The 13,802-nt window shown below is 48.6% G+C and carries 17 protein-coding genes; 13 read left to right on the top strand and 4 right to left on the bottom strand.

Features of this window, described 5'->3' with window-relative positions; all coding sequences use genetic code 11:
* Positions 1-93 precede the first annotated feature (93 nt).
* From IQ219_RS08685 to IQ219_RS08675, 3 genes are all read left to right on the top strand, one after another.
* Positions 94-558 (top strand): CYTH domain-containing protein, encoded by a 465-nt coding sequence (locus IQ219_RS08685; RefSeq protein ID WP_194072349.1) that lies wholly within the window; start codon positions 94-96, stop codon positions 556-558.
* Between the two features lie 149 nt (positions 559-707).
* Positions 708-935: a CD225/dispanin family protein gene (locus IQ219_RS08680; protein ID WP_255512814.1), complete on the top strand. Its 228-nt coding sequence runs from the start codon at positions 708-710 to the stop codon at positions 933-935.
* Between the two features lie 53 nt (positions 936-988).
* On the top strand, positions 989-1,435 hold the full coding sequence (locus IQ219_RS08675) for a DUF2752 domain-containing protein (RefSeq protein ID WP_194072346.1): 447 nt from the start codon (positions 989-991) through the stop codon (positions 1,433-1,435).
* Positions 1,436-1,474: 39 nt separating this feature from the next.
* Here the strand turns inward: IQ219_RS08675 and IQ219_RS08670 are convergent, their stop codons facing one another.
* Both IQ219_RS08670 and IQ219_RS08665 read right to left on the bottom strand, forming a co-directional pair.
* Positions 1,475-1,783 carry a hypothetical protein gene (locus IQ219_RS08670; RefSeq protein ID WP_228016828.1) on the bottom strand — a complete coding sequence of 103 codons (309 nt, stop codon included), beginning with the start codon at positions 1,781-1,783 and terminating at the stop codon, positions 1,475-1,477.
* A 196-nt stretch (positions 1,784-1,979) separates the two neighbouring features.
* On the bottom strand, positions 1,980-2,402 hold the full coding sequence (locus tag IQ219_RS08665) for a hypothetical protein (RefSeq protein ID WP_194072345.1): 423 nt from the start codon (positions 2,400-2,402) through the stop codon (positions 1,980-1,982).
* Positions 2,403-2,547: 145 nt separating this feature from the next.
* Between IQ219_RS08665 and IQ219_RS08660 the strand changes: the two genes are divergently transcribed.
* The 5 genes from IQ219_RS08660 (at position 2,548) to IQ219_RS08640 (ending at position 6,268) form a co-directional block, all read left to right on the top strand.
* Positions 2,548-2,742: a hypothetical protein gene (locus IQ219_RS08660; protein ID WP_010873717.1), complete on the top strand. Its 195-nt coding sequence runs from the start codon at positions 2,548-2,550 to the stop codon at positions 2,740-2,742.
* Positions 2,743-2,965: 223 nt separating this feature from the next.
* A complete protein-coding gene (gene holA, locus IQ219_RS08655; RefSeq protein WP_194072344.1) occupies positions 2,966-3,967 on the top strand; it encodes a DNA polymerase III subunit delta in 1,002 nt (333 codons plus the stop codon).
* Between the two features lie 60 nt (positions 3,968-4,027).
* Positions 4,028-4,714 carry a phosphatase PAP2 family protein gene (locus tag IQ219_RS08650; protein ID WP_228016825.1) on the top strand — a complete coding sequence of 229 codons (687 nt, stop codon included), beginning with the start codon at positions 4,028-4,030 and terminating at the stop codon, positions 4,712-4,714.
* Between the two features lie 455 nt (positions 4,715-5,169).
* Positions 5,170-5,505 carry a translation initiation factor gene (locus tag IQ219_RS08645; protein ID WP_190599284.1) on the top strand — a complete coding sequence of 112 codons (336 nt, stop codon included), beginning with the start codon at positions 5,170-5,172 and terminating at the stop codon, positions 5,503-5,505.
* Positions 5,506-5,599: 94 nt separating this feature from the next.
* Complete coding sequence (locus IQ219_RS08640) at positions 5,600-6,268, top strand: hypothetical protein (RefSeq protein WP_190599283.1); 669 nt, start codon at positions 5,600-5,602, stop codon at positions 6,266-6,268.
* Between the two features lie 25 nt (positions 6,269-6,293).
* On the opposite strand, the gene IQ219_RS08635 is transcribed toward IQ219_RS08640, so the two are convergent.
* Positions 6,294-7,775 carry a DUF2779 domain-containing protein gene (locus IQ219_RS08635; protein WP_228016823.1) on the bottom strand — a complete coding sequence of 494 codons (1,482 nt, stop codon included), beginning with the start codon at positions 7,773-7,775 and terminating at the stop codon, positions 6,294-6,296.
* A gap of 276 nt (positions 7,776-8,051) precedes the next feature.
* Between IQ219_RS08635 and IQ219_RS08630 the strand changes: the two genes are divergently transcribed.
* Both IQ219_RS08630 and IQ219_RS08625 read left to right on the top strand, forming a co-directional pair.
* On the top strand, positions 8,052-8,801 hold the full coding sequence (locus IQ219_RS08630; RefSeq protein ID WP_194019701.1) for a PHP domain-containing protein: 750 nt from the start codon (positions 8,052-8,054) through the stop codon (positions 8,799-8,801).
* Between the two features lie 246 nt (positions 8,802-9,047).
* Positions 9,048-10,769, top strand: coding sequence for a diflavin flavoprotein (locus IQ219_RS08625; protein WP_194019702.1), 1,722 nt, complete (start codon positions 9,048-9,050; stop codon positions 10,767-10,769).
* Positions 10,770-10,915: 146 nt separating this feature from the next.
* On the opposite strand, the gene IQ219_RS08620 is transcribed toward IQ219_RS08625, so the two are convergent.
* Entirely contained in the window at positions 10,916-11,893 is a 978-nt protein-coding gene (locus tag IQ219_RS08620) for a vitamin K epoxide reductase family protein (protein WP_194019703.1), read from the bottom strand.
* Between the two features lie 193 nt (positions 11,894-12,086).
* On the opposite strand from IQ219_RS08620, the gene IQ219_RS20075 reads away from it, so the two are divergent.
* The 3 genes from IQ219_RS20075 to IQ219_RS08605 all read left to right on the top strand — a co-directional run bounded on the left by IQ219_RS20075 (position 12,087) and on the right by IQ219_RS08605 (position 13,747).
* Complete coding sequence (locus IQ219_RS20075) at positions 12,087-12,368, top strand: hypothetical protein (RefSeq protein WP_228016819.1); 282 nt, start codon at positions 12,087-12,089, stop codon at positions 12,366-12,368.
* 56 nt (positions 12,369-12,424) lie between these two features.
* Positions 12,425-13,321, top strand: a complete 897-nt coding sequence (locus IQ219_RS08610) for an alpha/beta fold hydrolase (protein WP_194019704.1) — start codon at positions 12,425-12,427, stop codon at positions 13,319-13,321.
* Positions 13,322-13,390: 69 nt separating this feature from the next.
* A complete protein-coding gene (locus IQ219_RS08605; RefSeq protein ID WP_010873706.1) occupies positions 13,391-13,747 on the top strand; it encodes a ferredoxin:thioredoxin reductase in 357 nt (118 codons plus the stop codon).
* The last annotated feature ends 55 nt before the right edge of the window (positions 13,748-13,802 follow it).

The following is a 13,802-nucleotide window of genomic DNA, read 5'->3' as shown; positions in this document are numbered from 1 at the left end:
ATTCTGGGGATGAGTTACGGTTAGATGGTTGTGCCCAGGTGGATGTGGTCCCTGGCGATCGCCTAATAATTAAAACACCGGGAGGGGGAGGTTATGGCCGTCGAAATTGAACGTAAATTTCTCGTTAAAGATGACCGTTGGCGGAGTCTGGCCCAGGGTTATTTATACCGTCAGGGTTACATTGCCACCCAGGATCTAACCACTGTCCGAATTCGTACCATTGGCGATCAAGCCTATCTCACTATTAAAGGGAAAAATACCGGCATGACCCGTTTGGAATTTGAGTATGAAATTCCGGCCGTGGATGCCAATCAAATTTTGACGGAGCTTTGCTCACCGCCCTTGATTGAAAAATATCGTTATTGCCTCGATTATCAAGGTAAAACCTGGGAAGTGGACGAATTTTTGGGGGATAACGAGGGCCTAATTTTGGCGGAAGTGGAATTAACCGACGCCGATGAACAAATAAGTTTACCTCCCTGGATTGGCGAAGAAGTGACCAATGATGCCCGTTATTACAACGTAAATCTAGCCAAGCATCCCTACAAAAATTGGTGAAACTAATCACAGCCTACCAATCTCGGTAAATTGTGAAGAAAACGCAACAAAATGAACCATTAAGCTAATTTCTGTCTATCCTGACTGGTATATTCCAGTCTAATGAAAGATGAGTTTGTTATATGACAAATCAAAATGTACCAAATTATTTGGCACAATCCATTCTGGTCACCCTATTTTGTTGCCTACCCTTGGGCATTGTGGCCATTATCAAAGCATCGGAAGTTAATTCCCGTTTAGCTTCAGGGGACTATGAAGGCGCTGTGCGGGCTTCCAATGAAGCGAAAAAGTTTTGTTGGTGGTCCTTTGGTGCCGGCATCATTTTTGTCGTTATCTATATTGTTCTTGCTGTGCTTGCCGCCATTTTTGGTCAGTAATTAAAGTTAGACTTTTTGACTTTGCTGTTGTTCACTATTCATCAACGAATACTATGTTTAGCTTGAAAAATCATTCCCCCTCTCCATTACTATCCCCTAAGGCTAAGGAGTATTTAGGATTCATTTTGGTAACCCTGACCATTGTCGTTGCTGGCACTCTCCTTTTCCTCTTTGATCCCGCTTCATCGAAGTTATTTCCCCCCAGTCCCTTTCGTAGTTTAACTGGGCTTTACTGTCCCGGTTGCGGTACTTTGCGGGCATTGCATCAACTGCTCCATGGCAATTTAGTGGGAGCTTTTGGGCTAAATCCTTTAATGATTATCTCCTTCCCCTTTATGATCTACTCCTACGTTGCCTATGGTCTAAAAACCATTACTGGGCGGACTTTATTGGTTTGGTTTATTCCCCCCAAGGTAATCTGGTTCATATTGCAGGCAATTTTGGCTTACTGGGTGGCCAGAAATATCCCCTTTGCTCCTTTTTCTTGGTTAGCCCCCTAATCTGAAACTCCAATCGTTTAAATAGTTAAATAGAGTGATTTATGGGCATCGGTGACGGGTAAAACTGATGCCATCTTGGTGAATGCTAGTTAATTTTTGATGATTTTCGGAAAGGCGAAAACGAAAGGTATCTTTCCAAGTTTCTCCCTCTCCGGCTAATTCAGCAGTCACACGAAGATTTAGCTCATCATCCACTGTTACGGCAATTATTTTTCCCCACGACTCGTGGAAATCGACCCGACCGTCTGATAAAACCAGCTTGGTTTCGTCCATCGGCGCATCACAGTTTTTTAAATTTTCTACCCATGTACCCTGGAACCTTGGGGGAATGGACTGGGCTGATACCATAGTTACTCCACCCCAAATTTGACTAATCATTAACCAGGAAATAAGTAATATTTGTTTTTCCATCACTTTGTTAGACAGAGCTCAACGATTTCCCATAATAGCTATTTCTTTTCTTCATAGTTCGATTGCTAGAGTAACTAATCAAAGGCGATTGCCAATGAACTGGAATGCTTGTAAAGCTGGGTCTTTCAGACTTTCAGCCCGCCTTGAATACCACCACCCGCAATAGGATTCCCATGATTAGGAATAGGTAACCAAGGGGAATGGCAATGCGAAAAATACGTCTTTGTCGAGTCGGAGACATTTGTAAACTACTGAGTCCCCCTACAATACCACCGGTAATGGAGCCAATGGGAACTAAGACGATCAACATCCCTAAGACAAAAACTCCGGCATAGGCGCCCCCATTTACTAATCCTGGTATGGAAAAAAGAGGCACAAAAGCAATTGTTAATGTACCTAAAAATGATCCTAAAATCGCTGGAAATAAAACAATTTTTATCCGTTGCTTAATAATTCCGATTATTAGGCCAGTGATGCCTCCCACAATCAAACCAATGCTCAGGAACCAGATGGAAACCGAGAATAGTTCCGACAAAAGTTGTGCCAAAGTATCCATGATAAAAATTGATAATTAACAACGGTTTTAAACTATGAAAAAAGGCGATCGCCTTGTCGGCTGACGGTTCCTGGTGGTTAATTTGCTAGAATAAGGACGGCATTTGCCCTTGGGCATTGTTTCTACTCTCGGCGCCTCAAGCACTATGGGATATTTAGTTTCGTTTGTTTTGTTGGTAGTCTACGTCGGTGGAGTCTGGCGTTTTCTTTCTGGCTATCGCCACACTAACTTTAACCGTAGCTTGGCAACCCGCATCTCCCTGGCTTTGCTTTGGCCTGGTTTACTCCTGGTCAATCCTTCCTACCGCAAAAATTTTCAAAAAGCCCTCAAGGGTCGCTAAAAAATTTTGCACAGGTGATCAGGTGATTAAAGTCTGGATCTACCGCCTAAATCCCTTCACTAAAGCTCCGGCAAGACTTACCAAATCTAACCGCGGCCTTGGGCAAGTGGGAGGCATTGAAATTAAATAGGTAGGTTTTTAGTCTACTTCTAGAGTTAGTTCCACACCCCGATTAGTGTCCAATGAGGGAAAATAACCTACTTTCCATTCCCCCAGCATTGCCATGCCCGTTTATTTTTATTGGGGCGAAGACCAATTTACCCTGCACCAAGCGGTTAAACAACTGCAAAAACGTTGTTTAGACCCCCAATGGGAAGCGTTTAATTTTGAGAAAATTCCGGGGGAACAGGCTGATGCCACCCAAAGAGGACTGGAACAAGCCCTAACCCCTCCCTTTGGCCATGGCGATCGTCTAGTGTGGGTGGTGGATTCCACCTTGGGACAGAGTTGTGATGATGCTCTGCTGGCTAGGCTGCAAAAAAGTTTGCCCGCCATCCCCGCCGACTGCCATCTGCTGTTCACTTCCGGCAAAAAGCTCGATCGCCGCCTGAAATCGACTAAATATTTGGAGGGTAATGCCACTATCCGGGAATTTGCCCTCATTTCCCCCTGGAATGTGGACGCTCTCATCCATCAAATCCAGGCGATCGCCCGGGATCTGCAACTGCCCTTGGCGGCGGAAACGGAAGGTTTTTTGGCGGAAGCGTTGGGTAATGACACTAGGTTGATTTGGAATGAGTTGGGCAAGCTCAAACTCTATAGCGAGAGCCAACCTGGCCCTTTAACGGTGTCCCAGGTGGAACAGTTGGTCAATACCAGCACCCAAAATAGCTTGCAATTGGCCCAGGCGATCCGAGATGGGGAAATGGCCCAGGCATTACAATTGGTGGCGGATTTATTACTCACCCATAACGAACCGGCTTTAAAGATTTTGGCTACCCTCACCGGCCAGTTCCGCACTTGGACATTAATCAAACTCGCCTTGGAAGCAGGGGAAAAAGATGATAAGGCGATCGCCGCCCAAGCCGACCTCAGCAATCCTAAACGTTTGTATTTTTTACGCAAGGAACTGCGGGGTATTACCGGCGGACAATTACTCAAAACCCTGCCCCTGTTGCTGGAATTGGAGTATCAACTAAAGCGGGGGGCGGACCCCTGTTCGAGCTTACAAACTAAGGTGATGGAACTATCATCATTGTTCCAGCCCATACACCGTCGCCGTTGATCTCCGTCGGTCGACAAATGGCCCTATGCTGAGAAATTGTCATTTCTTAAACCTTGCCCAATGAAGTCGTCGGCCCATACTCCTTTGCCTCCCTGGTTAACCATTGTCGGTCGGGTTCCTTTCTTTGTCTGCTTGGCGATCGTCGGATTGTTGATTGCCCTGGGGCACAATTTTAGGGAAGTGAACGATTTAAAGGAAATTGCCTTTGACATTGCCTTTTTGGATTTTTTGCATAAGGTAATTCCCGAAGCCATGGCCCCTTTTTGGATCAAGGTTTACAAAGGTACGGGGGTGGAACTAACCGCCACCATGATTGCCATCACCCTAGGTTTTTTAACTTGGAAACGCTACTGGTCCGAGATTAAATATCTAGTTTTTGCCACCCTGGGCATCCTTTTGCTCATTGACCAAGTGTTGAAGCCCTTTTTTAACCGGACTCGCCCTTTACCCCGTTTAGTGGATGTGGATGGACGCAGTTTCCCCAGTGGCCATGCGGCGGGGGGGGTGGTGTTTTATTTCTACCTGGCCTTTTTGTTGGTAGCTCACTTTCCCCAATACCGTTGGCACATTTATCTTGGTGCAACCCTTTGGGTCGGTTTCATTGGCATTGCCAGTATGTATTGTCGGGTTCATTGGGCAACGGATATCCTCGCTGGTTACGGAGTGGGCTTTATATGGTTAACCCTCAGTCTGTTTTTGCTCAAGCGAGAAAAGCCCGATGTTTATTTGCAATCTCGTCAAAACTAAAATGCTCCACCGGTTTTACCAAAATGTTGCGGCAAGTTGTCAGGAAAACTAAGTTTAAACTGGGCTAAATTTCTGGAGCTACTAGTGTTGCACAACGGTAATGGTTGGGAGCGCATTTTCCGGGGGAAGAACTCGGGTTAACTATCCCATCCCAACCGCCCCAACCTCTTTAGACATGGGCCAGTGTTCTGCAATCAGGCGAAGATTTCAAAATAGCCATGACTCGGAAAGGATAAGGATATTGATAAAACCCCCTGTCCCCCAGTCTGACTGGAACTTTAATGCGGAAATTGAAGCAATAGATCAAAACTTTACAAACAAACTCTCCCAATGACAGCTTTGAATCTGGTACTCTGGTAGTGAGTGTACTATTTTACCCAGGCGATCGGACGCTAATTTCCCAATTGGTTCCTGCTCGTTAACGTTGGCGCTACCCAGTATTTTTTCCCAGTCCTATGGCCAGCTCCAAACCCCCAGCTCGTATTGTTTACCAAGAATTTGGCCCGGTGGCAGATCCCATATCGGACGAGGAAATTGACCTTCCTCCCCAACAACAGAATGTCCGGATCCAAGCAACTCGCTCTGGCCGAAAAGGAAAAACAGTGACAGTAGTGAATGGTTTGCAATTGTCCACCCCGGGGCGACAAGCCCTACTCAAGGCTCTGAAAAATTTTTGTGGTAGTGGGGGCACCTTGAAGGAAGATTGTTTGGAAATCCAGGGCGATCAACGGGAGAAAATTCTCGCTTATTTGTTAAAGCAGGGCTACAAAGCTAAAATTAGTGGTGGTTAGATTATCAAAGCTCAATTACGCCTAATTAAGTCTTTTTTCTTTCATTCAGAGTCTATTTTGTCCGATTCTGAAATGCGCTCTTCCCCCATCCGCCATGGTCAGTAACAAAAAGCCCATCGGTATTATTCTCCAGGAAGCAAAACTAATTACCTCTGGGCAATTGGAAGTGGCTTTGTATGAACAAAAGCAGTTCGAGATGTTGCTGGGGGAAATTCTTTCTCACCATGGCTGGATTTCCCAGGAAACGGCGGATTTTTTCGTTGACCTCTGGCCCGCAATGGTGGGGCAACCGGTGCAGGGCCCCATTGGTTACTACCTGAAAATGGCCCATCTGCTGGATGAAGACCAGATTGAGCGTATTTTGCGCGAACAACAACGGTTGGGGGTACGCTTCGGTTCGGTGGCGGTGCTCAAGGGTTGGTTAAAGGAAGAAACAATTAACTTTTTTGTGAAAAATATTGCCGGTACGACTGAGGAAGATGTTTCTCCAGCGGCCTTAGTTCTACCGGTTCCTCAATTACAAATTCCTCCAGCCTCTCAATTAAAAATTCCTCGACGGCGATCGCCTGAGTTGATGGAGGCCCAAGCCAAGGAAACCTATCACCAGGAACGTTTACCGACCGGACAAGGGGAAAATATACTTCCCATAATCCCAGTCCCATCGAGGAAAACCACTGATTCTCCCCGGCAGGCGGCGGAAACCCTGATCTTGTTTGATGACCACCACCAAAGTCAGGGCAAAGAAGATGGGGAGAGCGACTAGACCATCCATGGCGTTTTGATCCCTCCTAATTCACCCTCAACTCCTGTTGTAAAACCTGATAAATTCTCACCATCCCCAGGGTGTCTAGGCCACAATAATCCCGCAGTTGCTGGGCCATTTCCGCCCTTCTATCCGGCAGAGAACATTCCAGGAGGGCTTCCCATACCAGGGGAGCTTCATTGCCAGACTTGATGGCCAAGTCGTCGTGGCAAAGCTGGGGCACCATGACCGGCAGAACTTTTTTGAGGGAATAGGAACCCTGGAAACCTGGATGGAAATAGGCTTTTTTAAAAACCACCTGTAAATCCCACAGGCGATCGATAATCTGATTAATTTTGGACCCATAGTTGGGGTAGGCCGCCGCCAATTGTTGTAATACGCCCTTTTCAAAGGATTGGTTATAAACCACCACTGAACCCCGATCGCCAATGTGATGTATCAGGGAAATCAGCAGGGGGAGGCGGGGATCGGAATTTTCCGTATGCAAATATTCAAAGTGCTCCAGGGAACCGTCCACATTGAGACGGTGGCAACTGTACTGAAAAATGCAACGTTCGTAGGGATGCAGACCGGCAAAACGGGGAATGGCACTGCTGTGGGTTTCCACATCAAAAAAATACAACGGTTGATCAAGGGGGATCTGGCCCAGCAATCGCCTTAGTAAATCGTGGTCTATTTGGGGTTTTGCTTCCGTCATCCGGTCAATAAATGCTCTTTGCCTTTGGGTCAAAGGAAAGTCCGCCGGAATGTCCTCCAAGTCCCAGATATTAGACGCCATCAACCTTTGCAATTTATCTTGCTTCAACAGGGGGATGTCGAAAATTGAAATCGGGGGCACATTCTGCCAACAATGATCTTTAAACGGACAACGGTAAGGGCGATCACAATGGCTGCCAATGGGGACCTGGGGAGCGGTCGGTTCCGTCAACAATTTGCGGAATTCTGCCAGTTTTTGGGGCAACTGCTGGCGCCAACGTACCACCGCCGCCGTCACATCTTGATAGCAAAACCGTTCCTGCACTACACTCCAATTACGCGCCATGGGATTCACCACCATGAGGCTAGTTTTCTCTACCGTTAACCCCAACCCCTCCAACACGTAATGTTGCAAGGTTAAATCGGCTATGTGTTCGTCCTTGAGCTTGGTGGCGGATTTTACCTCAATAATTTCCCAGTTACCCGACGGTAAGCGTCGCAATACGTCACAGCGCACCAAAATATCGTCATACAAAAAAGCGGGCTCAAATAAACACTCCACCCCTTGCCCTGCCACCACTACTGTCAATTCCCAACTTTTTTCTAGGCAGTACTTCAGACTTCCATCCACCAATATGCCATTTTTAAAAGATTCCCGCGCCGCCACCCCGATCGCCTTACCTTGTTTAATTCTTTGTTCGGCGGCCAAGGACATGGGGGAAGCATCTTCTGGACGGCAGATAGACAACCACAGACGTTTCGGACAGTGCAACCCTGCCAAAAAGTAGGTCTTGCTGATGGGAAAAGACATGGTGGCCGACTCCATAGAAACCCAACCTTAAAACGGAGGTTCTGAGCAGAGAGAAAAATGGACGGGGTTCACTCTACCGATGTTATGCTTAAACCATTCCCCAGTGAGCTTTGGAAGAAAATAATTTCCAGTCTCAACCTAATGTAACCTAGCCTGGGCTCTGTGATTTTTTTGGCCTGCCTTTAAAAAGAAGAATTGGGAGAGTTCTGGTTGAGGAACTTTTTACTTGGGGGACGGGACGAGGAGTAAAAGCCAATTATGTAAAGTTTTGTTATTGTGGGGAAAGGGTGGGATGTATTTATATCCAGCACCAGCCCGTTGTCAAGATGGCATTTATTCATGGTTAACGACCTTATTTCTCCGCAGTCTCAACAGATGGAGCGCCAACTTACAACTGTTTGGCAGTCCTTGACCCCCACCAGTTGTCCACGGTTTTATAACTTTCATCTCCACACCCGATGTTCCGACGGTCAGATGACCCCAGAGGGCTTGATCGAACAGGCCATACACCAAGAATTACGGGGCTTGGCCATCACAGATCACCATTGTGTGGCGGGCTATTACCGGGCCCAACGCTGGCTCACTGAACATTGCCATTATCCAGGCCCCAGGCCCCAACTCTGGACTGGCATTGAGATTACTGCCAATTTAGACGGCACCGAAGTCCACATCCTCGGCTACGATTTTGACCCGACCCAACCGGTGTTAGACCCCTACCTGACTGGCGATCGCCCGGATAAATATTATGCCCAAGGGGCTAAGGTAATCAAGGCTATCCATGATGCCGGCGGTTTAGCGGTGTTGGCCCATCCGGCCCGGTACCGTCAACCCGCCAGTCAACTGATCCCAGCGGCGGCCCGCCATGGCATTGACGGAGTGGAAGCTTTTTATGCCTACGGCAACCCCAAACCTTGGCAGAGTTCTGTGCCCCAAATGGAAGAAGTCAGTTACCTGGGGGATTTGTATAACCTGTTCCGCACCTGTGGCACCGATAGCCATGGGGAAAGCATTATGTACCGTCTGTAACATCATTCCATCCCCCACGGGGACACCTAAAGCGTGGGATACCCTAGTTAACCCCAAAGTAGACTTGGGGACGGCCTAACTTTCAAAGGTTATTGGGGAATTGGAAGAGTATTTGTCATGCAACCACAATGGCGGAAGTTGTGATGGTTTGATTTAAAAATATCAATGTTTGTTAACTTTCCCCCGCCCTGGCCCCTGGGATACACTGAACAGAGAGTTTTCCATTACCAGTCCTAGGAGTACGGCATGGTCACTACCCCCCTAGCTACCCAAAAACGGCTTTCCACCCAAACCGAGGCGATCGCCAAAAATATTACTGCTATCCGTTCCTTGGACTGGGACCGGGACCGATTTGATATTGAATTTGGCCTGCAAAACGGCACCACCTACAATTCCTATCTCATCCAAGCGGATCGGGTGGCCCTGGTGGATAGCTCCCACGAGAAGTTCCGCCGCTTATACCTGGATTTGCTACAGGGATTAATTGATCCCAAGGAAATTGATTATTTAATTGTCAGCCACACGGAGCCAGACCACAGCGGACTAGTAAAAGATATTCTGCAACTCAATCCCCAAATTACGGTGGTGGCCACCAAGGTGGCGCTGCAATTTCTGGATAACTTTGTCCATCAACCCTTTGAACGCATCCAGGTTAAAAGTGGCGATCGCCTAGATTTGGGCCAGGGCCATAATTTGGAGTTTGTCAGTGCCCCCAATCTCCACTGGCCGGACACCATGCTCACCTATGATCCCGCCACGGAAATTCTCTTCACCTGCGACGTGTTTGGCATGCACTACTGCTCCGATGCGGTTTTCGACACGGATTTGGACAAAATCGCACCGGATTACCAGTTTTACTACGATTGTCTGATGGGCCCCAACGCCCGTTCTGTGCTGGCAGCCATGAAGCGCATGGATAACCTGGGTACCATTAGCACCGTTGCCAACGGCCACGGCCCCCTACTGCGTTACAACGTCGCTGAATTATTACATCGCTACCGCCATTGGAGCGAATCCCAAAGCAAAGCGGAAAAAACCGTGGTGGTTTTCTATGTGGCCGATTACGGCTATGGCGATCGCCTTTCCCAGGCCATTGCCAAGGGCATTACCAAAACTGGAGTGGGGGTGGATATGGTGGACCTAAGCACCGCCGATCCCCAGGAAATTCAAGAATTGGTCGGCCATGCCAGTGGGGTGGTTCTGGGAATGCCTCCCTTGCAGGCCAGCGGGGATCTTAGTACCAATTTCGGCGCAGTGTTGGCCGCCATGCAGCCGAAACAAGTCTTTGGCCTATACGAATCCTATGGTGGGGATGATGAACCCATTGATCCCCTCCGCACCAAATTTTTAGACCTGGGTTTGCGGGAAGCTTTCACTGTGATCAAAGTCAAAGACACCCCCAGGGAAAGCACCTATCAACTCTGTGATGAGTCCGGTACGGATTTGGGCCAAAATTTGATCCAGGCGGCCAAAATTAAACAACTCAAATCCCTCGACAGCGACCTGGAAAAGGCGATCGGCCGCATCAGCGGCGGGCTTTATATCATCACCGCCCAAAAAGGGGAAGTCAAAGGGGCCATGTTGGCGTCCTGGGTTTCCCAAGCCAGCTTTAGTCCCCCTGGTTTCACCGTTGCTGTGGCCAAGGACCGGGCCATTGAATCCCTCATGCAGGTTGGCGATCGCTTTGTGTTGAATATTTTGGAAGAAGGTAATTATCAATCCCTGATGAAACACTTCCTCAAGCGTTTTCCCCCTGGGGCAGATCGTTTTGCCGGTGTCAAAACCCAAACCGCCGCCAATGGCTCTCCGATTTTGACCGATGCCTTGGCCTACCTGGAATGTGAAGTGGCCAGTCGCATGGAATGTAGTGACCATTGGATTGTTTACAGCCAAGTGACCAATGGCCGGGTAGCCAAAGCGGAAGGGTTAACCGCCGTACACCACCGCAAAGTGGGTAACTACTACTAATCGATTGCAATCAACCTACAACACTATTAAGAAAAATCCCCCCAGGCCATCTCCGGCTTGAGGGTTTTTTAAAAGAAATTTTGATGTTATCCACTGGAAGAATATGGGGCACTTTGGTCAGTCCCCAGATTAACCCTGTGGTAGATCTAATTTCTCAGACCATATTTAAAATCCATATTGCCTTCATAGCCAGTGAGCTCTGCCAGTTCCCGGAGGGTTTTGACCCCGGGGTTGAGTTCTCCATCAATGCCCCAAGTGGGGAAGGATTGAATGCTCGCATCCACACAGACTTGGGTCTGGGGATTTTTGCCGGCCGGGTCGCACTCAATGTAGGTGATTTTTTCAAATGCTTCTTTCCCAAAAAGAAGTTTTTGGTCGTAGCAATGGGGACACCAGAAGGCTCCATAGTTAAGCACCCCTTGGGCGGTGAGGTATTCCGCCAATTCAATCTCCGCTGGGCCCGATTGGGTGGTAATGGGCCAACCACTGGGGGGTTTGGGTTGACCAACAATGGCGGGAATGGGAATGGTCCCATCGGCCCCGGCCCTAGGCCCTTCAGCGGTGGCATAAAGCCCCAAGGTGCCGACAATGGTTACCATGGCCACCACAATGGTGGTAAAAAATACTTGACTCACTTCTTCCCACTCCCGACCAACGATCGCCAAAATGAACAACAGTAAAGAACAAATAGCAGAAGTTAGGCAGTACCAGCAAGCCTCCTGGAGCCGGAAAAAGGAAATGTACATCAAGTAGCCACTGAACACTGCCATGGAAGTGCCCCCCACCAAGAGGAATTTGCCGGTGAGGTCTTCTAGGGAGTTGCGCTGTTTTTTGTTGCTCTCCTCGCTCACTAAAAAAGGCACCAGGGCCGCAATGGCCATGGCAATGTAGGCCCCCAGGCCAAAAACGCTCAGGGGAATGCCAAACACTTTGGCGTAGACACTCTGCAACACTAGGTCGCAACTGGAACTACCACTTTCCGGGTCAACGGGGCAAAGGGCTTCTCCTCCGCTGAAGGAAACATAGGCCAGGTAGGAGGTGATCAAGATCCCCAGCACGGCGATCGCCCCCATAATGAAACGGGAATAGCGATGAATCCAAGGAACCGAACGACGACGAACCATAAATTAAAAGGGCAATTGATTTACAACCAGGTTAGCAAAAACCCGTCACGGCATAAGCTGGCTACCCCAGTCCCCCGGTGGGGCATGGTTACAAACAATAAACGCCATGGCTTCCCTGGCCACTTTTACCCATTCTAGGGGCAACCCCCGGTTCGAGTTCATCGGCAGCTAATTTCCATTAAGGGCAAAATCTGTGGGTAAGCAACCATCTCGAAGACGTCAAGTGAAAATTTCCAAACGGCTACTTTTGGTGGCCCTGACCCTGGCTTTTAGTTTGGCCAGTGTGGGTATTATGGAGGATTTCCAGGGGAATTTTTGGTTAAAAACCTATCTGCTGCTGGGGGCGTTATTGTGGGGAAATTTGCTTATTTACTTAAGTTTGTACCCCCGTTGGGGGCAACGGTTACTGGGTAGCAAAAAGCAAAACCGTGCCCCGTACCCAGAGGAAAAACCCAGCCATGGGCCGAAAAACTAAACCATACTGGAGAAGACCAGCCGCTTTGGTCAATGCCCTAACCATCAGGAGACAGCATGATTGAACCCCTTGGCTTTACCCGCAACTCCCTAGTTACTTCCCTGGGAACCATTGTTTATTACGAAGCAACGGAGGCACCCTGGGTGAAAGCGGGGGAGTCCCTTGGCGATCGCCAAACATTGGTTTTTCTCCATGGCTTTGGGGGTGGTTCTTCCGCCTACGAATGGTCAAAAGTTTATCCGGCCTTCGCCGCTGACTACCGAGTGCTAGCTCCGGATTTGCTGGGTTGGGGTCGCTCCGACCATCCGGTGAAAAACTATACTCCCCAGGATTACATCCAAGTCATTCAAGAATTTTTGCAACAAACCTGTGCCCAGCCCCCGGTGGTGATTGCTTCTTCCTTGGTGGCGGCGATCGCCGTGCGGACAGCGGTGCAATATCCGGAGTTATTTGCCAGCTTAATTCTGGCTACCCCCACGGGGCTATCGGACTTTGGCGAAGATTATCGCAGTAACTTTTTTGCCCAACTGGTCAGTGTCCCCGTACTTGATCGCTTTATCTACACCACCGGCATTGCCAACACTGCGGGCATTGTTAATTTTTTAGAGCAACGACAATTTGCCCAAGCCCGGCGTATTTACCCAGAAATTATCGATGCCTATTTGGAATCGGCCACCCAACCGCGGGCAGAATATGCGGCCCTGTCCTTTGTGCGGGGAGATTTGTGCTTTGACCTGGCCCAATTTATGCCGGATTTAACCATTGCCACAGCCATTCTTTGGGGAGAATACGCCCAATTTACCCCCCCGGCGATCGGGCGTCGTTTGGCGGCTTTGAACCCCAATGCCATTAAAGCTTTTGTGGAAATTAAAGACGTGGGTTTAACGCCCCATTTAGAATTGCCTGGGGTAACAATTGGGGTGCTCCGTGGGTTTTTGGCCCTGCTCCAATAGTGTGTCAAGATAAATACACCGACGGCAAAATTGGCGTTTGTGCCGACCATCTAATTCCCTTGAGAATCTATGACCAGCAGTGACACCCAGAACAACAAAACACTGGCCGCAATGAAAAATTTTGCGGAGCAGTACGCTAAACGTACGGATACCTATTTCTGTAGTGATCTTTCCGTCACCGCCGTTGTTATCGAGGGTTTAGCTCGCCATAAGGAAGAATTGGGTTCTCCCCTCTGCCCCTGTCGCCACTACGAAGACAAGGAAGCGGAAGTGAAAAATACCTTTTGGAATTGCCCCTGTGTGCCCATGCGGGAACGCAAAGAATGTCACTGCATGCTGTTCTTAACCCCGGACAATGACTTTGCTGGGGATGCCCAGGATATTCCCATGGAAACTTTGGAGGAAGTCAAGGCCAGCATGGCCTAGATTATTGGGATCTATACTTATGAACTTACTTAGCCAGTTATTTGCGCCCCCCTCC

The sequence above is a fragment of the Synechocystis sp. LEGE 06083 genome (genome assembly GCF_015207725.1).
Classification (GTDB): domain Bacteria; phylum Cyanobacteriota; class Cyanobacteriia; order Cyanobacteriales; family Microcystaceae; genus Synechocystis; species Synechocystis salina.
This window is presented reverse-complemented; position numbering and strand designations above follow the sequence as displayed.